The organism is Flavobacterium piscis (genome assembly GCF_001686925.1).
Lineage (GTDB): Bacteria > Bacteroidota > Bacteroidia > Flavobacteriales > Flavobacteriaceae > Flavobacterium > Flavobacterium piscis.
Map to the genome: position 1 here is coordinate 140,784 of NZ_LVEN01000005.1, position 24,187 is coordinate 164,970.

Below are 24,187 nucleotides of genomic sequence, written 5' to 3' on the forward strand. Positions count from 1 at the left end.
ATTTGAAATTTATTTATTTTTTTAAATTTTAATTTAAAGTTTTAGAATTTGGAATTTCAAAATTGGAATTTATTTTCACTTTAATTTAATAAAGAGACTAAATTTTGGAATTTGGAATTTATTTTTTGGTTTTTCAGCTAATTGTGTTAATAACTTAAGTGCTTTATATGGTATTTTAACGGATATATAATTTGCGTTTTTATATATTTGCGTGTTAGACAATAATTACATTTTTTAGAATAAATTATATGAGCGAAGAAATCAAGAAGAACAATTATTCAGCAGATAGTATTCAGGCATTAGAAGGAATGGAGCACGTAAGAATGCGTCCATCGATGTATATTGGAGATGTGGGGGTTCGAGGGCTACATCATTTGGTTTATGAGGTTGTTGATAACTCTATTGATGAGGCGATGGGAGGACATTGTGATACTATTGGTGTTGCAATTAACGAAGATGGTTCAGTAACAGTTGAAGATAACGGTCGTGGTATTCCAGTTGATTTACATAAAAAAGAAGGTGTTTCGGCACTTGAAGTAGTAATGACCAAGATTGGTGCCGGAGGTAAATTCGATAAGGATTCTTATAAAGTTTCCGGAGGTTTACACGGTGTTGGGGTTTCGGTTGTAAATGCGCTTTCAGTTCATATGAAATCTACTGTTTTTAGAGACGGTAAAATATACGAACAAGAATACGAAAGAGGTAAAGCAATTTATCCTGTTAAACAAATTGGAGAAACAGATAAAAGAGGTACACGTCAGACTTTCTATCCTGATGATACTATTTTTACTCAAACAATTGAGTTTTCTTACGATACTTTATCAGCTCGTATGCGTGAGCTTTCTTTCCTGAACAAAGGAATTACAATCACGTTTACAGACAAAAGAGAAGTAGATGAAAAAGGCGAATTTAAAGTAGAAGTTTTTCACTCAGATGAAGGTCTTAAAGAATACATTCGTTACTTAGATGGTAACCGTGAGCCAATTATTTCTCACGTAATCAGCATGGATCACGAAAAAGGTGAAATACCTGTTGAAGTTGCCTTGATTTACAATACAAGTTATACTGAGAATATTTTCTCATATGTTAATAATATTAATACTCACGAAGGAGGAACGCATTTACAAGGTTTTAGAAGTGGTTTGACAAGAACACTTAAAAAATACGCAGACGCATCCGGAATGCTGGATAAACTGAAATTCGAAATTGCAGGAGATGACTTCCGTGAAGGATTAACAGCTATTATTTCGGTAAAAGTTGCAGAACCACAATTCGAAGGACAAACCAAAACTAAACTTGGAAACAGAGAAGTGGTTTCTCCGGTTTCTCAGGCAGTTGGAGAAATGCTGGAAAATTATTTGGAAGAAAATCCAAATGATGCGCGTATCATTATTCAAAAAGTAATTTTGGCTGCACAAGCCCGTCACGCTGCAAAAAAAGCGCGTGAAATGGTACAGCGTAAAACCGTAATGGGTGGTGGTGGATTACCAGGAAAACTTTCAGATTGTTCTGAGCAGGATCCTGCAAGATGTGAGGTTTACCTTGTCGAGGGAGATTCGGCTGGTGGAACAGCCAAACAAGGTCGTGACCGTAACTTTCAGGCGATTTTACCATTACGTGGTAAGATTTTGAATGTTGAGAAAGCGATGCATCATAAAGTATTCGAAAACGAAGAGATTCGTAACATTTTTACCGCTCTTGGAGTTACCGTTGGTACTGCAGAAGACAGTAAAGCCTTAAATCTTGAAAAACTAAGATATCATAAGGTAATCATCATGTGTGATGCCGATGTCGATGGTAGTCACATTTCTACCTTAATATTAACGTTCTTCTTCCGTTTCATGAAAGAACTGATCGAAGAAGGTCATGTTTACATTGCAGCTCCACCTTTATACTTAGTTAAAAAAGGAAACAAAAAAGAATATGCCTGGAACGATGTTCAACGCGATCAGGCCAACGAAAGAATGGGAGGAAGTGCTGCTATTCAACGTTATAAAGGTCTTGGTGAGATGAACGCGGAGCAATTATGGGAAACTACAATGGATCCGAGTTTTAGAACTTTACGTCAGGTAACTATTGATAGTTTAGCCGAAGCGGATAGGGTTTTCTCTATGTTAATGGGAGATGAAGTACCGCCACGTAGAGAATTTATCGAGAAAAATGCAGTTTACGCAAATATCGATGCATAATAAATTTTAATCATCAATTCGTTTAATTGTTTAAATTTACTTAGACGATTAAACGAATTGTCGATTTATCAAATAAACAAATTAATTAATAACCGATAAAGTATAAAATATGAAAGTTACCATTGTAGGAGCAGGAAATGTTGGAGCTACATGTGCAGATGTTATTTCTTATAGAGGAATTGCAAGCGAAGTAGTGTTGTTGGATATTAAAGAAGGTTTTGCCGAAGGGAAAGCATTGGATATTATGCAATGTGCAACAAATACAGGTTTTAATACCAAAGTATCTGGTGTAACCAATGATTATTCTAAAACTGCCGGAAGTGATGTAGTAGTGATTACATCAGGAATTCCAAGAAAACCAGGAATGACTCGTGAAGAATTGATTGGTATAAACGCAGGAATTGTAAAAACAGTTGCTGAAAATGTATTGAAATTTTCTCCGGATACTATAATTGTCGTAGTTTCTAATCCAATGGATACTATGACTTATTTAGCTTTAAAAGCTACAGGATTACCAAAAAACAGAATTATTGGTATGGGTGGAGCGTTAGATAGTTCTCGTTTCAGAACATATCTTTCTTTGGCTCTTGATAAACCTGCCAATGATATCTCGGCAATGGTTATTGGAGGTCATGGTGATACTACTATGATTCCTTTAACACGTTTGGCTTCTTATAACGGAATTCCGGTAACAGAATTTCTTTCAGAAGAGGTGTTGCAAAAAGTAGCTGCAGACACAATGGTGGGCGGAGCGACACTTACAGGTCTTTTAGGAACATCAGCCTGGTATGCGCCGGGAGCATCTGTTGCTTTTCTTGTAGATAGTATTTTAAACGATCAGAAAAAAATGATTGCATGTTCTGTTTTTGTTGAAGGCGAATATGGTCAAAACGATATATGTATAGGAGTGCCTTGTATAATAGGTAAAAACGGAGTAGAAGAAATTTTAGACATCAAATTAAACGAGCAGGAGAAAGCTTTATTTGCTAAAAGTGCAGATGCAGTTCGTGGAATGAATGATGCTTTAAAATCAATTTTAGTATAACGATTTTCGAAAAAAAAGGAGAAGACTGCACTTTTGCAGTCTTTTTTTTAAGATTAATTAATAAATAAATTGGTTAATCATTTCGAGAATTATATATTTGCTCGGTTTAAAAAAAATGTTGTAATTCGTGATCTCGATTTTTTAGTTTTAAAAACTCATGTCAGGGCTTATTTTTAGGGAATTTAAAACCAAAACAAACAATAAAACATAATTAATTTTTAGTAATAATGCAGAATAAAGGACTTATTAAATTTTTCGCAATTCTATTTGCATTGGTAAGTATTTACCAACTTTCTTTCACTTTTGTGGCAAATAATGTCAAAAGTGAGGCTAAAGCCTTTGCAGGAGATAATCCTGATAAAGAATTAAAATATTTGGATTCTATTGGTAAAGAAAAAGTATTGAACCTTGGTTTTTCGGATTTTACTTATAACGAAGTAAAAAACAAACAACTTAATAAAGGTCTTGACTTAGAAGGAGGAATCAACGTGATTCTTCAAATTTCTATTAAAGATGTTTTGAAAGGTCTAGCTAACAATTCTAAAAATCCTGTATTTAATAAATCATTAGCTGATGCAAGTGCAAATTTAGAAGGAAACAAAACCTATTTAAATAAGTTTTTTGAAGCTTTTGAAGCGAATTCAAACGGAACAGTGAAATTAGCTTCACCTGATATTTTTGCAAACAGAAGTTTACAAGGAGAAGGTGGAATCGATTTTCAAATGTCTGATTCTCAAGTTCAAAAAGTAATTAAAAGAAAAGTTGATGAGTCTGTTGAAAGTGCTTATAAAGTATTAAGAGAGCGTATCGACAAATTTGGTGTTACACAACCAAACATCCAAAAATTAGGAGAAACAGGAAGAATCTTAGTAGAGCTTCCAGGTGCTAAGGATGTTGATAGAATTAAAAAATTATTAGGTGGAAAAGCTCAATTAGAGTTTTGGGAAACTTATAAAATTGAAGAGATTGGAAACTTCTTAGTTGCTGCTAATGAAGCTTTAAAAAAGACTGAAATCAAAAAAACAGAAACTAAAACTGTTGCTAAAGATTCATTGAATGCTTTATTAACTGATACTAAAGATTCAGTTGATACTAAAAAAGGAAACAACCCATTATTTGACAAGATTGTAGGTCAGGGTGGTGGGCCAGTTTTAGGTTACTTCGCGCCAAAAGATACTGCTGCTGTAAACAGTTTTTTCAAAAGAGCTGATATCAGAGTTTTATTAGGAGCTGATCAGCACAATGCAAAATTTGTATGGAGTAAACCAACTACTATAAAAGATCCGCAATCAAAAGATGTAAAAACGGCTAAAGATATTGAAGTAGTTGAATTATATGCTTTAAAAGGAAACAGAGATAACGTTCCAGCCATGAGTGGTGGTGTTGTTACTGATGCAAAAGATACTTTTGACCAATTAGGAAAACCAGCTGTTTCTATGCAAATGAACAGCCAGGGTGCTAAAGTTTGGGAAGAATTAACAGGTAGAGCTTTCTCTCAAAAAGGATATATCGCTATTGTTTTAGATAACATCGTATATTCTGCTCCTGGTGTTACCAGTGGACCAATTGCGGGAGGTAGATCTGAAATTACAGGTTCTTTTGATGTTGCTGAAACTAAAGATTTAGCTAACGTATTAAATGCAGGTAAATTACCGGCTTCTGCTGATATCGTTCAGTCAACTGTTGTAGGACCATCTTTAGGTCAGGCTGCAATTGACGCAGGTACAATTTCATCTGTATTAGGATTTTTATTAGTTTGTTTATGGATGGTATTCTATTATGGTAAAGCAGGTTGGTATGCTAACTTAGCATTATTATTGAACTTACTTTTCTTATTCGGAATTATGGCAAGTTTTGGTTTTGTATTGACATTACCAGGTATTGCAGGTATCGTACTTACATTAGGTACAGCGGTAGATGCGAACATTATTATCTACGAAAGAGCAAAAGAAGAATTACGTGAAGGTAAATCATTGTCTGAGGCAGTTGCTGCTTCTTACGGATGGCACGGAGCAATGCGTTCTATTATTGATGCGAACGTAACACACGTTTTAACTGGAGCTATCTTGTTTATTTTTGGAACAGGACCAATTAAAGGTTTTGCTTTGACTTTACTTATTGGTATCGTAACTTCAATGTTTACGTCAATCTTTATCGCTAGAATTTTTATCGACAGAAATATTGCTGGAAAAGGTGATTTAACTTTCTCTACAAACATTACTAAAAACTGGTTTACAAACTTCCACTTTGATTTTATTAAAATCAAAAAATTCACTTATATCTTCTCTTCTATTGTAGTTGTAGTAAGTTTAACTTCTATCTTCTTCGTTAACGGATTAGATGAAGGTGTTGATTTTGTTGGAGGAAGAACATTCCAGGTGAAATTTGAAAAACCAATTGATGCTACAACAGTTTCAGATGAGTTATCTGCAGCTTTTGGAACTCCTGTTGAAGCTAAAATTTTAGGTGATGATGATCAGTTAAAAATCACAACAAAATATAAAATTAAAGAAGATGGTGTTGCTATCGACGAAGAAGTGAATCAAAAATTATACAATGCATTGCAAAAGTATTACCCAAACACTTCTTACGATAAATTCATCAACTCATTTGATGGTAAAAAAATCGGAGTATTGCAAGCTTCTAAAGTTGGAGCTTCTATCTCTGAAGATATCAAAACTAACTCATACTGGGCAGTTCTTGGTGCAATGGCAGCAATCTTCTTATACTTAATGGTTTCTTTCCGTAAATGGCAATATTCATTAGGAGCGATCGCAGCTGTAGCGCATGACGTTATCTTTGTATTGGGTATCTACTCTTTATGTTATAAATTCATGCCTTTCCACATGGAAATGGATCAGCACTTTATCGCTGCGATTCTTACCGTTATTGGTTATTCTATGAATGATACTGTAATTGTATTTGACAGGGTGAGAGAGTTTATCATCGGAAACCGTAAAGGTAGCTTCGAAGATATCGTAAACGCTTCTATTAATACTACATTATCAAGAACGTTGAATACGTCATTAATGATGATCATTGTATTATTAACGATGTTTATCTTTGGTGGAGAATCTATCAGAGGATTTATCTTCGCGATGTTAGTAGGTATTGTGGTAGGAACTTACTCTTCATTATTTATCGCTACACCAGTATTGGTAGACACGATTTCAAGTGATGAGAAACACACAATTGAAGAAAAACACAAACAAGCATAATTGCAGGTTTATATAAATTAAAAAGATCCAACGAAAGTTGGATCTTTTTTTTGTGCTATATTTAGACTTGTAAAAGCTAATTTATGAGTAGAAAACTACCGTTTATTGTGTTGTTCCTGTGCGCTGTATTTTGTGCTTCTGCACAAGGTAAAAAGGATAGAGTTGCGATAGGTTTTAATTACGGTTTTGGAAATGAATTCAAGAATAGGAACTACACTTTTACAAATCACTTTTATAAAACCCAATTGTATTATCAAATTAAAGAAACGAAACACTTTCGATATGAAATTTTGATTCAGCCGGAAATTAATTTTGCGACGCATGAATTAATTAATTTTTATTTTGTAAAGCCTGAAACACCTGATTATATTGGTAAGAGAGAGGAATACACAAAGTTAAAGGATATTCATGAATACGTTTTAAATTTTGGATTTCTGGTGAGAAAACCAATAGGAAAAACATTTTCTATTTATGTTTTAGGTAGTATCGGACCAATGATTACAGATACTGAAACCGAAAGAATGTCTGATGGGTTTGCTTTTGCAGATGTTTTAGCTTTTGGAGTATTCGCTAAAGTAGATCAGTTTAGGTTTGATATTCGGCCGAGTGTTCGTCACGTATCTAATGCAGGCCTAAATAGCGAAAATGCGGGTTATAATACGAAGAATGTCGAAATAGGTGTTTTATATTGCTTATAAATAAAAATGCCCAATATTTTTAGATATTGGGCTTTTTTTATTTTGAATATTATTTTAAGATGCAGCTAAAGGATTTCTTTGTGCTCTAATGATAAAGAACAGACCGATTATAATAAAAGGAATGCTTAACCACTGTCCTGTAGAGAAAATGCCTAATTCTTCTTCAATTCCTCCCTGGCTTTCTTTTACAAATTCTACTATAAAACGAACTACAAATAAGAGAACTAAAAATAATCCGAACAATAATCCTGATTTAAGTCTTGCATTTGTTTTCCAGTACAAGAAATATAAAGTAGCAAAAACAAATATGTAAGCAATACCTTCATATAATTGCGTTGGGTGTTTTGCCGGAACCTGAGCCAATAAGCTGGCAAATTTAGGATCTGTTGCAATTGCAGTGTAAGCAGCTTTAGGATCAGCGATATTCGTGGCGTTTACAGCTTCAGATTTACTAAATTGGTCATGTAAAAAACGAATCCCAAATGCAGAATCGGTTTCTTTTCCGATGATTTCAGAATTAAAGAAGTTTCCTAAACGAACAAATATAGCACCACTCGCAACCGGAATTACTACACGGTCTAAAATCCATAACAAAGAACGTTTTAGGATTTTTTTGCTGTAATAGTACATCGCGATTATAATAGCGATCGCTGCGCCATGGCTTGCTAAACCTTGAAAACCGGTGAACTCAAACTTTGGTTCGAATCTAACAGGTAAGAAAATTTCAAGTAGATGATTTCTAAAATACTCCCAGTCGTAAAACAAAACATGTCCTAATCTTGCGCCTATTAAAGTGGCTAAAACAGTCCATACGAATAGCGAATCTAATTTTTCAAGAGATTCATTTTCGCGTTCAAAAATCTTTTTCATTATGAACCAGCCTAAACCAAAAGCGATTACGAACATTAAACTGTAGTAACGAATCATAAAAAATCCTAAGTCGATTCCTTCTGAAGGATTCCAAATGATATTTGAGGAAAGTGTCATATATTAAAGTGTTTTTTTGTTGTAAAAATATGTATTTAAAGTAAAGCGGCCCTTATAAAAAGTTAATGTTTATGTGAATATTTCTTTTCGGGAACAGGATCGTAACCGGTTCTTCCCCATGGATTACAGCTTAAAATTCGTTTTATTCCCAGATATCCGCCATAAAATAATCCGTGAGTTTGCAAAGCCTGAATCATATAACTCGAGCATGTAGGTTCAAACCTGCAGCTCGCCGGTGTAAAAGGCGAAATGGCAGTTTGATAAAAGCGAACTAATAAAACAAACGGAGTGATTACTTTCATGATTTATTAGAAAATAAATTGATTATATAGAAAAGCTTGTGCCTTCTTTTCCGTCTTTTAACTGAATGCCCAAAGCAATCAACTGATCGCGAATTTGGTCAGAAAGGGCAAAGTTTTTATCGGCTCTGGCCTGATTTCTCATTCCGATAAGCATATTTACAACACCTTCTAATTTATCATTATTAGCATCAGTACCTTTGTCATCACTTAAGCCTAAAACATCAAATACAAAAGCATTAATAGCAGTTGTAAATGAAGTTAAATCTTCTGCGGAAATCGTTTCTTTTCCTTCTTTCAATAAATTGATATAACGAACAGCCTCAAATAATTGTGCAATTAAAATTGGGGTGTTAAAATCGTCATTCATAGCATCGTAAGATAATTGCTTCCATGAAGCGATATCTATAGAACTAGTGGCACTTGCTGAAATACCTGGTAAGGAATCAACAGCTTCCATTAATCTTTTATATCCCTTTTCAGCTGCTACAATAGCATCGTCAGAAAAATCCAGAATACTTCTGTAATGCGCCTGTAACATGAAAAAACGAGTTACAGATGCCGAAAAAGCTTTACTTAAAATAGTATTGTCACCACTTAAAATCTCACCTGGTAAAATATTATTTCCAGTCGATTTGGCCATTTTTTTACCATTAAGAGTCAGCATATTGGCGTGCATCCAGTAATTTACCGGAGACTGACCAGTACAAGCTTCGTTTTGAGCAATTTCGCATTCGTGGTGTGGGAACTTTAAATCCATTCCGCCTCCGTGAATATCAAAATGATTACCCAAGTATTTGGTACTCATTGCAGTACATTCAAGATGCCAGCCAGGAAAACCATCACTCCACGGCGAAGGCCATCTCATAATATGTTCCGGTTCGGCCTTTTTCCAAAGTGCAAAATCCTGCGGATTTCTTTTGTCAGACTGACCATCAAGATCACGGGTATTGGCCAGCATATCTTCGATATTTCGGCCGCTTAAAACTCCGTAATTATGATTTTCGTTATATTTTACAACATCAAAATAAACAGATCCGTTGGCTTCATAGCCAATTCCGGTATCGATGATTTTTTTGATGATTTCGATTTGTTCAATAATATGTCCGGTAGCAGTAGGTTCGATACTTGGTGGTAAAAAGTTGAAAGATTTCAGAATATCATGAAAATCTACCGTATAGCGCTGCACCACCTCCATAGGTTCCAGTTGTTCTAAACGTGCTTTTTTGGCAATTTTGTCTTCGCCTTCATCAACATCATCAACAATATGGCCAACATCTGTAATATTACGTACATAGCGAACCTTGTAATCAAGGTGTAAAAAATATCGGAATATCACATCAAACGACATAAATGTTCTCACATTTCCTAAGTGTACATTGCTATAAACCGTAGGTCCGCAAACATACATTCCAACATTTCCTTCATGGATTGGTTTGAAATTTTCTTTTTCACCCGAAAGTGAATTGTATATTTTTAGAGGTTGTGATGTGTATAATGGCATATCTACTTTATAGTTTGTTGTTTGTGGTTTATTGTTTTTAGTTTTGGGTCGAAAAAAAGCTATTTGAATTTTAATCCTTTGATTTCACAATTGTTTAGATAGTTCATCATCGCACCGATTTTGTTCTTTTCTAATTCAACTATTTCATTCAATTTAAAATGTTGGTCTTCGGTAATCAATTTTTTATCAAAAGCTCTATAGGACTGTGATTTTACTTCTCCGGCTGAACCTTTTGCAATACTAAGAAATTGGATAAATTCTCTATTGCCATTTCGTTCAAAACCTTCAGCAATATTATCCATAATAGAGCCTGAACTTCTGTCAATCTGATCTTTTAAAGAATAGTTTGTTTTTAAGTTCGTGTTTTGGATTAGGAATTCTATTTTTTGGCAGATTTCTCTAGCCAATCTCCAAATTTCTAAATCTTCGAATTTTTCTATTTTCGCCATAACAACAAACTATAAACTAAAAACAATAAACTTTTTAGAACTGAGTGTCTAATTTAATATAATCCAGGAATTCTCTTTTTGTTTGAGGATCTTTGAATTTTCCACCAAATTCAGATGTTACAGTGCTGCTTTCGATATCTTTAATTCCTCTTGAATTTACGCAAAGGTGTTTAGCATCGATAACGCAGGCAACGTCCTCGGTACCTAAAGCTTTTTGTAATTCTTGTACAATTTGCATGGTAAGACGCTCCTGAACCTGAGGTCTTTTGGCATAATATTCTACAATTCGGTTCATTTTTGATAAACCAATCACTCTTCCGCTTGAAATATAAGCAACGTGAGCACGTCCTATAATTGGTAATAAATGATGTTCGCAGGTAGAATAAACGGTAATGTTTTTCTCTACTAACATTTCACCGTATTTGTAATTATTGTCAAAAGTTGACGCTTTTGGCTGTTTTGAAGGATTAAGACCACCAAAAATTTCTTTTACAAACATTTTTGCTACTCGGTTTGGAGTACCTTTTATGCTGTCATCCGTTAAATCCATTCCTAAAGTCTGCAGGATGTTTTCAACATCTTTTTTTATTCTTTCTATTTTTTCATCATCACTTAAGTCAAAAGCATCCTGTCTTACAGGGTTTTGTGCATTGCTGCTAAAATGATTGTCTCCTATTTCGTCTAAAAAATCTTCGTTATTTATCATTAAAAACTACTATTAGTATGGGTATATCTTTTTAAGGCGGTAAAGATAATTAATAAAAAGGAAACATTTTCTATCGTTTTTACTATTTAATTAATGCTTTTTGGATATAATTTAAATTAAAATCAAAATGCTGTTTTTTTTAAATGCAAAAGACAATAACATTGGATGTTATTGTCTTTTGAAGTATTCTGTCTTTTATTATTATTTCTTGTTGTAAACCAAGAGAGCTTCTTTTAAAATGTTTACAGCAGTCACTAAATCTTTTTTGTTTAAGACATAGGCAATTCTTACCTGATTCAATCCCATTCCCGGAGTCGAATAAAATCCTGCAGCAGGAGCAACCATAACAGTTTCTCCGTTAAGATCGTAAGTCTCAAGAAGCCATTGGGCAAAATCTTCAGAGTTTTCTATTGGCAATTGTGCGATGCAATAAAAAGCACCTTTTGGTTTTGTAACAATGACACCTTCAATTTTATTCAATTCGGTAATTAGAGTGTCACGACGGCCTTTATATTCTGCAATTACTTCGTCAAAATAACTTTGTGGAGTATCTATAGCGGCCTCACAAGCAATTTGCTCAATAGTTGGAGGACTCAAACGCGCCTGCGCAAACTTCATTACGGTCGAAAGGACCTCTTTATTTTTAGTAACCAGACAACCAATTCTTGCACCACACATACTGTAGCGTTTTGATACAGAATCAACCATGATTACATTTTGTTGTACTTTCTCAAGATTCATTACAGAATAATGAACATCATCTCCATCGTATAAAAACTCACGATAAACCTCGTCAGCAATTAAATATAGATCGTGTTTTTTAATTAAACCGGCTAATTGTTTTATTTCGGCTTCTGAATATAAATAACCAGTAGGATTACCCGGATTACAAATTAAAATTGCTTTGGTTTTAGGTGTAATTAGTTTTTCAACATCTTCAATACTTGGTAATGCAAATCCAGTTTCAATAGTAGAAATAACAGGAATTACATCTGCACTCGTAGATGATGCAAATGCATGATAGTTGGCATAAAAAGGTTCCGGAATAATAATTTCATCTCCCGGATCTGTAATTGTGGCCAATGCAAACAATAAGGCTTCAGAGCCACCAGTCGTAATAATGATGTCTTCTGAGTTAACATTTACGTTTTGACGTTGGTAAAATTGAGCTAATTTTTTTCTATAACTTTCATATCCGGCAGACGGACTGTATTCTATTAGAGTTAAATCAATATTTTTTACCGCCTCGATGGCCACTTCGGGTGTCTTTATATCCGGTTGACCAATGTTTAAGTGATACACTTTTTTGCCTTTTTGTTTTGCAAGATCTGCAAAAGGAGCAAGTTTACGTATCGGTGATTCGGGCATGTTTCTGCCTTTGTGTGAAATTGTTGGCATGAGTTTTATTATTGAAGTGCAAATTTGCATTTTTTTTTCGAATTTAACGTAAACATTACAGGTACTTATTAAAATGTAACAATTATCAATATTTTTAGTAATTTTATCATAAAATATTATCAATGAAAAAATATTTCATGTTGTTTTTTGGGCTTTTGACATCTTTGTCAGTTGTGGCACAAGGTGATTTTTTGATTGAGAAGCATAGTAATAAGGTGACCATTCCCTTTAAACTGATAAATAACCTCATTTTTATACCTATAAAAGTAAACGGCATCGAACTCAATTTCCTGCTGGATTCCGGAGTAGAGGAAACTATTTTGTTTAGTATGGAAGAAAAACAAGAAGTGAGTTTTAATAATATTCAGAAAATAAAATTGCGCGGCTTAGGAAGTGAAGCTGAAATAGAAGGATTAAAATCTACAAACAATGTGTTGGAAACGCATGGTTTGAAATCAGGTAATCATTTGGTTTATATTATTTTAGATCAGAGTTTTAATTTGTCTTCGCATATAGGGATTCCGGTAAACGGTATTATAGGATATAAATTTTTTAAAAATAATATCGTAGAAATCAATTATCAAAAAAAGAGGATAGTTGTGCATTTAAACAACGAACAAACCAAACAAAAACTAGAAAAAAAATTCAAAACAGTTCCTATAACTATAGAAAGGTCTAAACCTTATATTTATGCCACAGCTACTGTTGATGGTAAAAAAGTACCGGCAAAATTACTAATCGATATAGGAAATAGTGATGCTTTTTGGATTTTTGAAAATAATAAAATCAAATTGCCTAAGAAGAATTTTCCTGACTTTTTAGGAAAGGGTTTTAGTGGTGATATTGAGGGGCATCGGGCTAAAATTGATAATTTTTTAATTGATGATTTTAATTTTAAGAAGCCAATAGTTTCATTTCCTGATTCAAGCTCAATTAAGAATGTAAAAATGGTTCCGGATCGAATAGGATCTGTAGGCGGCGAAATTTTAAAACGATTTACCGTTGTGCTGGATTATGCAGATAAGAAAATGTACCTGAAAAAAAACAATAAATTTTCTGAACCTTTTACTTATAATAAAAGCGGAATTACAGTGCAGCATAATGGCCTTCAGTGGGTTCAGGAAACAGTTCATTTAGAAATGGTAAAAGTAGCCTCAACGTTAGATGAAGTGACAAGTAATGAAAAAAAGGATGGTAATTTTAGATATAAATTTTCATTAAAACCTGTTTATGAAATTGTAAATATCCGTAAAAATTCAGCCGCCGAAAAATCCGGATTGCAAAAGGGTGATATTATTGTGAGTATAAACAAAAATGCACCTTATAAATATACACTTCAGCAAATAAATACATTATTAAAATCAGAGCAAGATGTTTGGGTAAATCTTGAAGTAGAAAGAAATAGCCTTATTCTTAAATTTAGATTTAAACTTGAGGATGAGTTATAAGCACCTAAAAAATAATGAATTAAATAATTAAAAATTGAAATACTACTTGTATTTATTTGTGAGTTTATTTTAAATTTTGTGAAAATTTAACTGTTAAATCGTGTTTTTTGTTTAAGAAACGTTAATAATTTATTAAGTTTATACAAAAATAACTCTTTATGGTTAAAAACTACTCTAATTTCTTACAATTTATATTGTTTTTTATTTTTTTATCGATTTTTCCCTCACAAATATATGCACAATGTGCTGGTGATGATGCACAAAAAATAATTTGTGACATTCAGAATTCGGCTAATCAAAACCTTTCTTTATTTTCATTATTAGGAGGCTCTCCAGCTCCTGGCGGAAAATGGACAGACGATAATAATTTTAGAGGTTTGGATTCCATTACCGGAAATCTAAATGCACAACTTATTAAAGAAGGTGGTGTTTACCATTATACCTATACTGCTCCTGATGTTGCAGGATGTGCAGACAATACAGCAACCATAACACTTACTATTGGTGCTTATGTAGGAGTTGGATCTAAAGCTACGGTATGTAGTCTTGCCGACAGCTTTAATCTTTTTACAGCATTTGATAGTACCGTTATGGGACCTCATGAAAACGGAATCTGGCGAGATGCTGCAGGCGCGATTCTTGGGTCACCTTCAATTAATATTAGATATATTACAACCCCAACAGAAACACGTCAATTTACGTATGAGGTGCCGCTCGTTCCCGATTGCCCGTCTACACCACTAATTACAACTGTATATGTCACCATTGTAAGGACACCTGAAGAGGGAAAACCACAAGAATTAACATTATGCGGCACTACAGATTTAGCCGGTTATACTAACTATGACTTGTTTGAATCACTTAAAGATGAAGATCCTGGTGGTGTTTGGAAAGGACCTGATATCACTTCACGATCCGATCATAATGTCAATATTCAGACATTATTTGATAAATACGGAGCGGGTGACTTGAATTATACGTACACCGTTCTTGCGGTTCCTAACCAAAATATCTGTACAGACAGGACTGCATTTGTAACCATTACACTCGAGAAAAGAATTGATTTTACAGGTACAAAACTTGTTGTGCTTAAAGATATTTGCGAAAGTGAGATGGCTACCGCTACTTATTCTGCAAAAATTACAGAAGGTCCTGATGGTATTCCTGACGGAGAATATAATATTAGTTTTAATGTCGCAGGTCCAACAGGAGGATCAGAAACTGTAACGGTAAATTTCCTAAACGGAGTAGTTAATTTTCCAATTAAATCTGCATATTTTCAAAGTGTTGGTAAATTTACGGTCAACGTTACAAGTATTATTCCAACGGCCGGCCCAAAAAAGTGTGTCACTATATTTAGTCCGTTTTCTTATGATATAAATATTTCTCCCTTGCCGCGTTTAGATAATGCCGTAATAACTGCCAACCCGGTTTGCCAGAACGACATTGCAACAATTCAAATTTCGAATGCCACTCTATTAGCCGATGGTAAGTATCGTATCGTTTACAAAATCAATGGTGATAATGTAGCGACGGCGCAAACTGCCACTATAACAGCCGTAGGAGGAAAAGCCAGTTTTGAAATCCCGGGAAGCTTAAACGTAAAAAGCGGATTATCTGTAATTACAATTACTAATATCACCAATATTACAAATCCAACTCCGCAATGTAGTAATACAGCCAATGTTATAGGTAATCTGATAATTAATCCTTTACCAGTTGTTACAAATGTAAAAGTAGTGGTCAACGATGATTGTTTAAACGGAGTTTTTACTGCTAGTGTTTCAGGCTTAGGAACCTTAACAAAAGTGAAACTTTCTTATGTGCTTTTAGATAGTAACACTTCGACAGCACAAACTGTCGATTTAACGGTTTTAAACGGAAATGCCAGTTTTGTAATTCCGTCAGCTTTACTTGCAAATACAGGTTCTAATGTAATTTCGGCTACTTATTTAACGAATGATATTACGGGATGTGGAAGTCTGTTGGTAAATGTATTAGATAGCTTTTTAGTGAATCCAATTCCGTTGGCACCACTTGCAGTGAATCCACCTGATTTTTGCAAAGTAGACAGAGCAACAATTGCTAATTTAACCCCACATGGCCCGCAATATAAATGGTATAATTCTGCAGCTTTAACCACGCCGCTTGCCGATACTTATCTTTTAAAATCTGAAGACCTATATGTTACCGAAACTTCTGCGGCAAATTGTACATCGCCGGCCAGTATGATTTCGGTTGTAGTAAATGATACTCCCGCGCCAACTTTGAATCCTGACGGACAAAATTTTTGCGGACTAAAAAATCCAGCAATTTCAGATCTTTCAAAGGCGACAAATGTTCCTTCGACAGTTTCGTGGTATGATGCCCAAAATAATGGTAATTTATTGGCTTCGACTACTTTGCTTGTCGATAAAGCTACTTATTACGGATACGATCTTTCGAGTGTGACCGATTGTATTTCGGATAGCGTCTTGGAGGTTACAGTTTCATTAACTGAATGTGATCCTGCAGAATATGCCTTTTTTATTCCTGACGGATTTTCGCCAAATGGAGATAATGTAAATGATACTTTTAGAATTCCTGATATTGAATATTTATACCCGGATTATACGCTTGAAATTTTCAATAGGTACGGAAATGTAATGTTTAAAGGAAATGCCAATAAATCCAATTGGGACGGAAGAAATTCTGAAGCTGCAGGTTTTGGAGACGGAATAGCACCAAACGGAGTCTATTTTTATATTGTCAATTTTAATAAAGACAATAGAAAAGCGCAGCAAGGCCGACTTTACCTCAATAGATAATTCCTTTTTATATTATTTAATATAATTTTCAAATGAAAAAAATACCACTTTTTATACTTTTTCTCTTTTATATAACATCAGCCTCAGCCCAGCAAGATCCGGAATACACACATTATATGTACAATATGAGTGTGGTAAATCCTGCGTACGCAACCGGAGTTCCTGCCATGCTAAATCTTGGAGGATTATACAGAACACAATGGGTTGGAGCCGTGGGAGCGCCAAAAACATTTACCTTTTTTGGACATACTGCTTTGACAGATAAAGTAGAAGTTGGACTTTCGTTAGTATCTGATGATATTGGTGATGGCGCAAAAAAAGAAAACAACTTTTATGCTGATTTTGCCTATGTTCTGAATCTGGGAGGAAAAAACAAACTTTCGTTAGGATTAAAAGCGGGTTTTACCTCACTGCAAACTAATTTTAACGGATTCAAATTTACTGATTCGCAAACAGATTTGGCTTTCGCCGAAAATATAAACGTAACCAGACCCAACATTGGAGTAGGCGCCTATTATTTTAGAGATAATTTCTACGTTGGTTTGTCGGCACCAAATTTACTGAGTTCTAAACACATCGAAGAAAAGTCAGGAATCAATGCGTACGGATCAGAAGCTATTCATACTTTTTTAACGGCCGGATATGTATTTCAGATCAATGAAATGATAAAACTTAAACCGGCATTTATGTCAAAGTTTGTACCCGGATCACCAGTTACTGTAGACTTGACCGCCAATGTTTTGTATAATAATAAATTCGAATTAGGTGCGGCTTACAGAGTAAATGATGCAGTAAGTGCTTTAATGAATATCAATGTTACGCCATCTCTTAGAGTAGGTTATGCATATGATCATACGCTTACGAACATGGGACAGTTTAATTCAGGTACGCATGAAATCATGCTGCTTTTTGATTTGGATTTATTAGGAAAAGGATATGATAAATCACCAAGATTCTTCTAAAATGAAAAATATGAAAAAACTACTCGTTATTATATTCGTATTTTCAATACAGTTTATAAATGCCCAGGATCTCGAATTGGCAAGAGCCAAACGATTTTTTGACAAGACCTATTACAGCGAAGCCATTGTTTTGTATGAAAAATTAGCTCAGGAAAAACCTTCGCAGGAAATCATTAAAAATTTGGCGGACTCTTATTTTTATACCAATGATTTAATAAAAGCGCAACGTTATTACAGACTTTTGATTCATAATTACAGCAACAATTTAGATCGAAATTATTATTTCAGATACGCTCAGACCTTAAAAGCGAGCAATAGTAATGATGATGCCAATGCTGCCTTAAAAGAATATTATGCAAAATCTGCCAATGCAGATGATGTGGTCAATTTTGAAAAAGATCTCAAAACCTTAGAAAATGTTTCGGCAATTGGAAAAAGATTTGAGATTAAAAATTTGGCGATCAATACCCCTAATTCTGAATTTGGAGCAGTAAAACACAATGATAATCTGGTTTTTGCCGGAGTAAAACTAAAGCCGGGATTGTTTGATAAAAAATTCAAATGGGACAATGAGACCTATTTGAATTTAGTCGAAATTCCACTAAAAAACATTAATTCTGTAGACTCTACTACGCATTATTTTGCTAAAGAATTAAAAACCGGAATGCATGAATCGAATGCTGTTTTTACTAAAGATGGAAAGACAATTTATTTTACAAGAAATAATTCTAAAAAGGGAAGCAAAAAAACAGATGATAAAAAAATCTCCAACCTTCAGATTTTTAAAGCTGAACTGGTTGACGGAAAATGGAAGAATATAACGTCACTTCCTTTTAATAGTGCTAATTATTCCGTAGAACATCCTGCGTTGAGTGCTGATGAAAAAGTATTGTATTTCGCTTCTGATATGCCGGGAACATTAGGCTCTTTTGATATTTATTCGGTAAACATTAATAAAGGAGCATTTGATACACCTAAAAATTTAGGACCAGTTATTAATACCGATAAAAGAGAGCAATTTCCTTTTGTTGCAGCAGATAATAAACTTTATTTCTCATCAGACGGTCATTTAGGATATGGATCTTTGGATGTATTTGTTTCAGAAATTAACGGAAACGAGTATTCTAAACCTGTAAATGTTGGTTTGCCATTAAACTCCAATTTAGATGATTTTTCCTTTACTATAGATTCAAATACCAAAGAAGGTTTTTTCGCATCGAATAGAGAAGGCGGAAAAGGAAGTGATGATATTTACTGGTTCAAAGAAACAAAAGAATTAATTGTAGAAGATTGCAAGCAGTTTATTGCAGGAACCATTACAGATATTGATACCCAATTGGCTTTAGAAAATGCCATTGTAATATTACAGGATTTAGATAAAAAGATTTTGAATACGATTATTACAGGAGCAGACGGGAAATTCAGTTTTACTGTGGCGTGCGAAAGTTCGTTTGCAGTTTTGGCTTCAAAAGAAAAATATACCAGCGAATCACGATCGTTATCATCTGGAAAAACAAGAGATGCGGGCAATGATGCTTCGATGGCATTAAAATCTGTGGAAGCGATAAAACGTGAAGAACAGCAAATTGCCGAAACGAAAAAGAAAGAAGAAGAAATCGAAAATTCCCGTAAAAAGGAAAGAGAAGCTTTGGCAGTTATTGCTTTAAAAGAAGCACAGAAAAAAGCTAAAACAGATCAAATTATAGCGGCAGAAATTAAGAAGAAAGAAAAAGCGGAGGAAATTGCAGCAACGGAAATTAAGAAAAAGGAAAAAATAAAACAGATTTTAATTGATGAAAAAGATGTTGTAAGAGATAAAGACAGGCTGATCATAAAAACAGATCCTATTTATTTTGACTATAATTTGTGGTACATTCGTAAAGAATCTAAAGTTATTTTAGGTCGTGTTGTAGCATTAATGAAGAAATATCCTGACATGGTTATTGAAATAGGTTCTCACACAGATTCAAGAGGAAATGAAAAATTTAATGAAAATTTGTCCCAAAAAAGAGCCAATTCAACTAGGGATTTTATCATAGAATCAGGGATTAATGCCAAAAGAGTTCAGGCAAAAGGTTACGGAGAATCGGTACCGATAATCAAATGCAAAACTGATGATGCTTGTTCTGAAGAAGAGCACGAATTAAACAGAAGATCTGAATTCGTGATTAAGAATTTATAGAATTTATTTACGTACAGTAAGTTAACCTAACAGGATTTTAAAACCTGTTAGGTTTTTTTATTTTTAATTCAGAAGCCTTTTTTTTGGCTTCTTTTTTATTTAACTTTATAAAATAACATTAACCTAAAGATTTGATTTATGAAAAAACTAGCGATATCTTGTTTGCTTTTGTCTTGCATTGGATTTCAAAGCTGTAAAAATGATGAAAAACAAAAAGAAGCCGAAGCTGTTCAGGCCGAAGCCGAAAAAACGGTAAGTTCAGAATGCTATAAAGCAGTATATGAAAAAGATACTATTCATCTAAAATTGAACACGCTGAAAAACGGAAAAATTGGCGGAGATATGGTGATGAAAGTAGCAAATGCACCAGAAAAAACCGGAGAAATCAAGGGAGAATTTCGTGGTGATACTTTATTTGTAGACTATACTTTTAAAGAGGTAACAAGTAAAGATAGAACATTCAAAAATCCGATGGCGTTTTTAAAGAAAGACAAACAACTTATTTTAGGTAACGGAACAATGCAAACTACGATGGGAGTTACTTATTTAGTAAAAGATAAACCAATTGATTTTGATCGTGTAAAATATAAATTTGACAGTGTTGAGTGTTCTGAAAAATAAAATTATATAATCTTTGTAATGGTACGCGGATGACACGGATTTGCTTTGCAAAAGCACGGATTTAAACGGATTTTTTATTTTTTTATTTGCTTAACATAAAGTAACCACAAGCTTGTCATCCTGAGGAACGAGGGATCTCCGCAAGTAATTCATCCTGCAAAATCGCCAATCTTTGTAGAGCTTCTTGTGGAGATCCCTCGTTCCTCGGGATGACAAGATTGGAGAAACTGCGACTGAAAACCGCGACTAATTACTACGTCCGTTCGCTTGTCTCGCCCAAAGTATTTAAAAAAAAGTGCATAAAAAAAGCCGTTCCTTATTAAGAAACGGCTTTTACTATTTTTGGATTTTTATTTTTTTATAAAACTTCTCCCTTGATTTTTAGGGCAACTCTACCGTCAGGGTAGTTTACAGCATTCGTTTCAACGGTAATTGTTTTACGAATTGGACCTGAAACCATGTTGTATTTTACATCAATTTTACCTTTTTTACCAGGCATAACTGCTGCTGCGGGTTTTGTAACAACGATAGAACTTACAGTAGATTCGGCGCCGGTAATTAATAGCGGTGCATCGCCGGTGTTTGTAAATTCAAAAGAACGAAGACCATTGTCGCTTTTGGAAATTTTTCCATAATCAATCGTATTGTCTTGGGCTGCAAATTCAATTTTTGGGCCATTTTGTGCATAACCTATTGCGCTAAACAATACGACTGCAATAAAAGAGGCTACATTTTTCATTTTGAAATTGTTTTTAAGTTGTAAGTAAATATACATTCTTTTAATTAACACACAAATTATTAATTCTCTTTTTATAGTGTACTTAATTATTTACTTTTGCTGTCAGTTATAATTACAAAAATTGAACCACTTTTTTGTTTAATTGTTTAATCGTTAATTCGTTTAATCAATTGATGGTCTGTAAGCGTTGTTCGCAAAGCAAAAACAGTTAAACAATAAAACGATTCAGCAATTAAACAAATTAACGATTAAACAAACCTATTTAAATGACAATTCCAGCACAATTTGACGCTAAGACGATTGAGAACAAATGGTATGATTACTGGATGAAAAACAACTATTTTCATTCAGAACCAGATCATAGAACGCCGTATACTATTGTAATTCCGCCGCCAAACGTCACTGGAGTCTTGCACATGGGGCATATGTTGAATAATACAATTCAGGATGTTTTAATTCGTAGAGCGCGTCTTAAAGGCTTCAACGCATGTTGGGTTCCGGGAACAGATCACGCATCTATTGCAACTGAGGCAAAGGTTGTAGCAAAATTAAAAGCAGAAGGAATCAATAAAAATGATTTAACACGTGAAGAATTTTTAGCACACGCCTGGGAATGGACAGATAAATATGGTGGAGTAATCTTAGATCAGCTTAAAAAACTAGGTGCTTCCTGCGATTGGGAAAGAACCAAATTTACAATGGATCCTGACATGTCGGCATCTGTAATTAAGTCATTTGTAGATTTATACAACAAAGGATTAATCTACAGAGGTTACCGTATGGTAAATTGGGATCCTGAAGCAAAAACAACTTTATCTGACGAAGAAGTTATTTATGAAGAACAACAGGGAAAATTATTTTTCCTGAACTATAAAATTGAAGGAACTGAGGAATTTTTGACCATTGCTACAACACGCCCCGAAACTATCTTCGGAGATACTGCCATTTGCATCAACCCAAATGATGAGCGTTTTACACATTTAAAAGGTAAGAGCGCCATCGTTCCTATTTGTGGCAGAGTAATTCCGATTATCGAAGATGAATATGTAGATGTTGAATTCGGAACCGGATGTTTGAAAGTAACTCCGGCGCACGACATGAACGATAAAACGTTAGGAGAAAAACACAATCTTGAAATCGTTGATATTTTTAATGAAGATGCTACATTAAATAGTTTCGGATTACATTATCAAGGGAAAGACCGTTTTGTGGTTCGAACTGAAATTGCGAAAGAATTAGAAGAAATTGGAGCTTTGGCGAAAACCGAAATCCATTTGAATAAAGTGGGAACATCAGAAAGAACAAAAGCCGTAATCGAACCAAGATTATCAGATCAATGGTTTTTGAAAATGGAAGATTTAGTAAAACCGGCAATTCAATCAGTATTGGTTGATGGAGATATTAAATTGCATCCAAAACGTTTCGAAAACACTTATGCACATTGGTTAAACAATATTCGCGACTGGAATATCTCCCGTCAATTATGGTGGGGACAACAAATTCCGGCTTATTATTATGGGGACGGAAAAGAAGATTTCGTAGTTGCTGAAAACATCGAAGATGCCTTAGTTTTAGCAAAAGAAAGAACCAACAACCAACAACTAACAACCGATAACCTTAAGCAAGATGTTGACGCATTAGATACATGGTTTTCTTCTTGGCTGTGGCCGATGTCCGTTTTTGGCGGCATAATGGATCCGGAAAGTGAAGATTTTAAATATTATTATCCAACAAACGACTTGGTTACAGGTCCGGATATTTTATTTTTCTGGGTTGCCAGAATGATTATTGCAGGTTATGAATATGCAGGTGAAAAACCATTTACAAATGTGTATTTGACTGGTTTGGTTCGTGATAAACAACGTCGTAAAATGTCTAAATCATTAGGGAACTCTCCTGATCCTTTAGACTTGATCGAAAAATTCGGTGCTGATGGTGTTCGTGTAGGATTGCTTTTAAGCGCTTCTGCAGGAAACGATATTATGTTTGATGAAGAATTATGTAATCAAGGGAAAGCATTTTCAAACAAGATTTGGAATGCCTTTAAATTGATTAAAGGATGGGAAGTTTCAGAAACAATTCCACAACCTGAATCATCAAAAGTAGCGATCGAATGGTACGAAGCGAAGTTGCAGCAAACATTAGTTGACATTGAAGATAATTTCGAGAAATACAGAATTTCTGATTCATTAATGGCCATCTATAAATTGGTTTGGGATGATTTCTGTTCTTGGTTTTTAGAGATGATCAAACCGGCTTACCAACAACCAATTGATAAAGCAACGTTTGACAAAGCAATTGAAATGTTAGAAAGCAACTTGAAGTTACTTCATCCGTTTATGCCTTTCTTAACTGAGGAAATTTGGCATTTAATTGCTGACAGAACTCCGGAAGAAGCTTTAATCGTTTCAACATGGCCGGAATTAAAACCTTTTAATGCAGGTTTAATTGCTGACTTTGAAAGTACAATCGAGGTAATTTCAGGAATCAGAACCATTAGAAAAGATAAAAATATTCCGTTTAAAGATGCTATCGAATTGAAAGCAATCAACAGCGAGAATCTTTCGACTTATTTTGATACCATAGTAACGAAATTAGGTAATATTTCAGCTTTCGAATATGTTTCGGCTAAAGTAGATGGAGCTTTATCTTTCCGTGTAAAATCAAATGAATATTTCATTCCGATTTCAGGAGGAAATATTGATGTTGAAGCTGAAATTGCAAAACTGACTGCAGAGTTGGTTTATACACAAGGTTTCTTAAAATCGGTTCAGGCGAAATTATCAAACGAGAAATTCGTTGGCGGAGCACCGGAAAAAGTTTTGGCTAACGAAAGACAAAAAGAAGCAGATGCTTTGGCTAAGATTGCGACAATCGAGCAGAGTATTGCTGGTTTGAAATAAGGAAATAAGCCAGATTAAATAATAAGTTATGA

General features: G+C 34.3%; 17 protein-coding genes. 10 read left to right on the forward strand and 7 right to left on the reverse strand.

Annotated elements, in window-relative coordinates:
* The first annotated feature begins 248 nt into the window (after nucleotides 1-248).
* The 4 genes from gyrB to FLP_RS04090 all read left to right on the forward strand — a co-directional run bounded on the left by gyrB (nucleotide 249) and on the right by FLP_RS04090 (nucleotide 7,150).
* Entirely contained in the window at nucleotides 249-2,189 is a 1,941-nt protein-coding gene (gene gyrB, locus FLP_RS04075; RefSeq protein ID WP_055098425.1) for a DNA topoisomerase (ATP-hydrolyzing) subunit B, read from the forward strand.
* A gap of 109 nt (nucleotides 2,190-2,298) precedes the next feature.
* Entirely contained in the window at nucleotides 2,299-3,234 is a 936-nt protein-coding gene (gene mdh / locus FLP_RS04080) for a malate dehydrogenase (RefSeq protein ID WP_065448253.1), read from the forward strand.
* A 227-nt stretch (nucleotides 3,235-3,461) separates the two neighbouring features.
* Nucleotides 3,462-6,452 carry a protein translocase subunit SecDF gene (gene secDF / locus FLP_RS04085; RefSeq protein ID WP_065448254.1) on the forward strand — a complete coding sequence of 997 codons (2,991 nt, stop codon included), beginning with the start codon at nucleotides 3,462-3,464 and terminating at the stop codon, nucleotides 6,450-6,452.
* A gap of 83 nt (nucleotides 6,453-6,535) precedes the next feature.
* Nucleotides 6,536-7,150 carry an acyloxyacyl hydrolase gene (locus tag FLP_RS04090; protein WP_065448255.1) on the forward strand — a complete coding sequence of 205 codons (615 nt, stop codon included), beginning with the start codon at nucleotides 6,536-6,538 and terminating at the stop codon, nucleotides 7,148-7,150.
* A 54-nt stretch (nucleotides 7,151-7,204) separates the two neighbouring features.
* Here FLP_RS04090 and lgt read toward each other — a convergent pair whose 3' ends face one another.
* From lgt to FLP_RS04120, 6 genes are all read right to left on the reverse strand, one after another.
* Entirely contained in the window at nucleotides 7,205-8,137 is a 933-nt protein-coding gene (lgt, locus tag FLP_RS04095) for a prolipoprotein diacylglyceryl transferase (protein ID WP_065448256.1), read from the reverse strand.
* A gap of 62 nt (nucleotides 8,138-8,199) precedes the next feature.
* Complete coding sequence (gene yidD / locus FLP_RS04100; RefSeq protein ID WP_065448257.1) at nucleotides 8,200-8,439, reverse strand: membrane protein insertion efficiency factor YidD; 240 nt, start codon at nucleotides 8,437-8,439, stop codon at nucleotides 8,200-8,202.
* A gap of 22 nt (nucleotides 8,440-8,461) precedes the next feature.
* Nucleotides 8,462-9,940, reverse strand: coding sequence for a cysteine--tRNA ligase (gene cysS, locus FLP_RS04105; protein ID WP_065448258.1), 1,479 nt, complete (start codon nucleotides 9,938-9,940; stop codon nucleotides 8,462-8,464).
* Between the two features lie 59 nt (nucleotides 9,941-9,999).
* Nucleotides 10,000-10,389 (reverse strand): four helix bundle protein, encoded by a 390-nt coding sequence (locus FLP_RS04110; RefSeq protein WP_065448259.1) that lies wholly within the window; start codon nucleotides 10,387-10,389, stop codon nucleotides 10,000-10,002.
* A 34-nt stretch (nucleotides 10,390-10,423) separates the two neighbouring features.
* Nucleotides 10,424-11,095 (reverse strand): GTP cyclohydrolase I FolE, encoded by a 672-nt coding sequence (gene folE / locus FLP_RS04115; RefSeq protein WP_065448260.1) that lies wholly within the window; start codon nucleotides 11,093-11,095, stop codon nucleotides 10,424-10,426.
* A 201-nt stretch (nucleotides 11,096-11,296) separates the two neighbouring features.
* Nucleotides 11,297-12,493, reverse strand: a complete 1,197-nt coding sequence (locus FLP_RS04120) for a pyridoxal phosphate-dependent aminotransferase (protein WP_065448261.1) — start codon at nucleotides 12,491-12,493, stop codon at nucleotides 11,297-11,299.
* A 122-nt stretch (nucleotides 12,494-12,615) separates the two neighbouring features.
* Here FLP_RS04120 and FLP_RS04125 point away from each other — a divergent pair, with 122 nt between their 5' ends.
* The 5 genes from FLP_RS04125 (at nucleotide 12,616) to FLP_RS04145 (ending at nucleotide 20,513) form a co-directional block, all read left to right on the forward strand.
* Nucleotides 12,616-13,941, forward strand: a complete 1,326-nt coding sequence (locus FLP_RS04125) for a PDZ domain-containing protein (RefSeq protein ID WP_065448262.1) — start codon at nucleotides 12,616-12,618, stop codon at nucleotides 13,939-13,941.
* 158 nt (nucleotides 13,942-14,099) lie between these two features.
* On the forward strand, nucleotides 14,100-16,748 hold the full coding sequence (locus tag FLP_RS04130; protein WP_065448263.1) for a T9SS type B sorting domain-containing protein: 2,649 nt from the start codon (nucleotides 14,100-14,102) through the stop codon (nucleotides 16,746-16,748).
* Nucleotides 16,749-16,780: 32 nt separating this feature from the next.
* A complete protein-coding gene (locus tag FLP_RS04135) occupies nucleotides 16,781-17,710 on the forward strand; it encodes a PorP/SprF family type IX secretion system membrane protein (RefSeq protein WP_065448264.1) in 930 nt (309 codons plus the stop codon).
* 10 nt (nucleotides 17,711-17,720) lie between these two features.
* Nucleotides 17,721-19,892 (forward strand): OmpA family protein, encoded by a 2,172-nt coding sequence (locus FLP_RS04140; RefSeq protein ID WP_065448297.1) that lies wholly within the window; start codon nucleotides 17,721-17,723, stop codon nucleotides 19,890-19,892.
* A gap of 138 nt (nucleotides 19,893-20,030) precedes the next feature.
* Nucleotides 20,031-20,513 carry a hypothetical protein gene (locus FLP_RS04145; RefSeq protein ID WP_065448265.1) on the forward strand — a complete coding sequence of 161 codons (483 nt, stop codon included), beginning with the start codon at nucleotides 20,031-20,033 and terminating at the stop codon, nucleotides 20,511-20,513.
* Between the two features lie 358 nt (nucleotides 20,514-20,871).
* On the opposite strand, the gene FLP_RS04150 is transcribed toward FLP_RS04145, so the two are convergent.
* A complete protein-coding gene (locus tag FLP_RS04150; RefSeq protein WP_065448298.1) occupies nucleotides 20,872-21,252 on the reverse strand; it encodes a DUF1573 domain-containing protein in 381 nt (126 codons plus the stop codon).
* Between the two features lie 266 nt (nucleotides 21,253-21,518).
* On the opposite strand from FLP_RS04150, the gene FLP_RS04155 reads away from it, so the two are divergent.
* Complete coding sequence (locus FLP_RS04155) at nucleotides 21,519-24,155, forward strand: valine--tRNA ligase (RefSeq protein WP_065448266.1); 2,637 nt, start codon at nucleotides 21,519-21,521, stop codon at nucleotides 24,153-24,155.
* Nucleotides 24,156-24,187: the final 32 nt, after the last annotated feature.

What these genes read in the sequence shown, in the direction of transcription:
- FLP_RS04150 (WP_065448298.1), bottom strand. Translation starts at nt 21,252, where the DNA reads ATGAAAAATGTAGCCTCTTTTATTGCAGTCGTATTGTTTAGCGCAATA.
- FLP_RS04135 (WP_065448264.1), top strand. Translation starts at nt 16,781, where the DNA reads ATGAAAAAAATACCACTTTTTATACTTTTTCTCTTTTATATAACATCA.
- folE (WP_065448260.1), bottom strand. Translation starts at nt 11,095, where the DNA reads ATGATAAATAACGAAGATTTTTTAGACGAAATAGGAGACAATCATTTT.
- lgt (WP_065448256.1), bottom strand. Translation starts at nt 8,137, where the DNA reads ATGACACTTTCCTCAAATATCATTTGGAATCCTTCAGAAGGAATCGAC.
- mdh (WP_065448253.1), top strand. Translation starts at nt 2,299, where the DNA reads ATGAAAGTTACCATTGTAGGAGCAGGAAATGTTGGAGCTACATGTGCA.
- FLP_RS04145 (WP_065448265.1), top strand. Translation starts at nt 20,031, where the DNA reads ATGAAAAAACTAGCGATATCTTGTTTGCTTTTGTCTTGCATTGGATTT.
- gyrB (WP_055098425.1), top strand. Translation starts at nt 249, where the DNA reads ATGAGCGAAGAAATCAAGAAGAACAATTATTCAGCAGATAGTATTCAG.
- FLP_RS04090 (WP_065448255.1), top strand. Translation starts at nt 6,536, where the DNA reads ATGAGTAGAAAACTACCGTTTATTGTGTTGTTCCTGTGCGCTGTATTT.
- FLP_RS04120 (WP_065448261.1), bottom strand. Translation starts at nt 12,493, where the DNA reads ATGCCAACAATTTCACACAAAGGCAGAAACATGCCCGAATCACCGATA.
- yidD (WP_065448257.1), bottom strand. Translation starts at nt 8,439, where the DNA reads ATGAAAGTAATCACTCCGTTTGTTTTATTAGTTCGCTTTTATCAAACT.
- secDF (WP_065448254.1), top strand. Translation starts at nt 3,462, where the DNA reads ATGCAGAATAAAGGACTTATTAAATTTTTCGCAATTCTATTTGCATTG.
- cysS (WP_065448258.1), bottom strand. Translation starts at nt 9,940, where the DNA reads ATGCCATTATACACATCACAACCTCTAAAAATATACAATTCACTTTCG.
- FLP_RS04125 (WP_065448262.1), top strand. Translation starts at nt 12,616, where the DNA reads ATGAAAAAATATTTCATGTTGTTTTTTGGGCTTTTGACATCTTTGTCA.
- FLP_RS04110 (WP_065448259.1), bottom strand. Translation starts at nt 10,389, where the DNA reads ATGGCGAAAATAGAAAAATTCGAAGATTTAGAAATTTGGAGATTGGCT.
- FLP_RS04155 (WP_065448266.1), top strand. Translation starts at nt 21,519, where the DNA reads ATGACAATTCCAGCACAATTTGACGCTAAGACGATTGAGAACAAATGG.
- FLP_RS04130 (WP_065448263.1), top strand. Translation starts at nt 14,100, where the DNA reads ATGGTTAAAAACTACTCTAATTTCTTACAATTTATATTGTTTTTTATT.
- FLP_RS04140 (WP_065448297.1), top strand. Translation starts at nt 17,721, where the DNA reads ATGAAAAAACTACTCGTTATTATATTCGTATTTTCAATACAGTTTATA.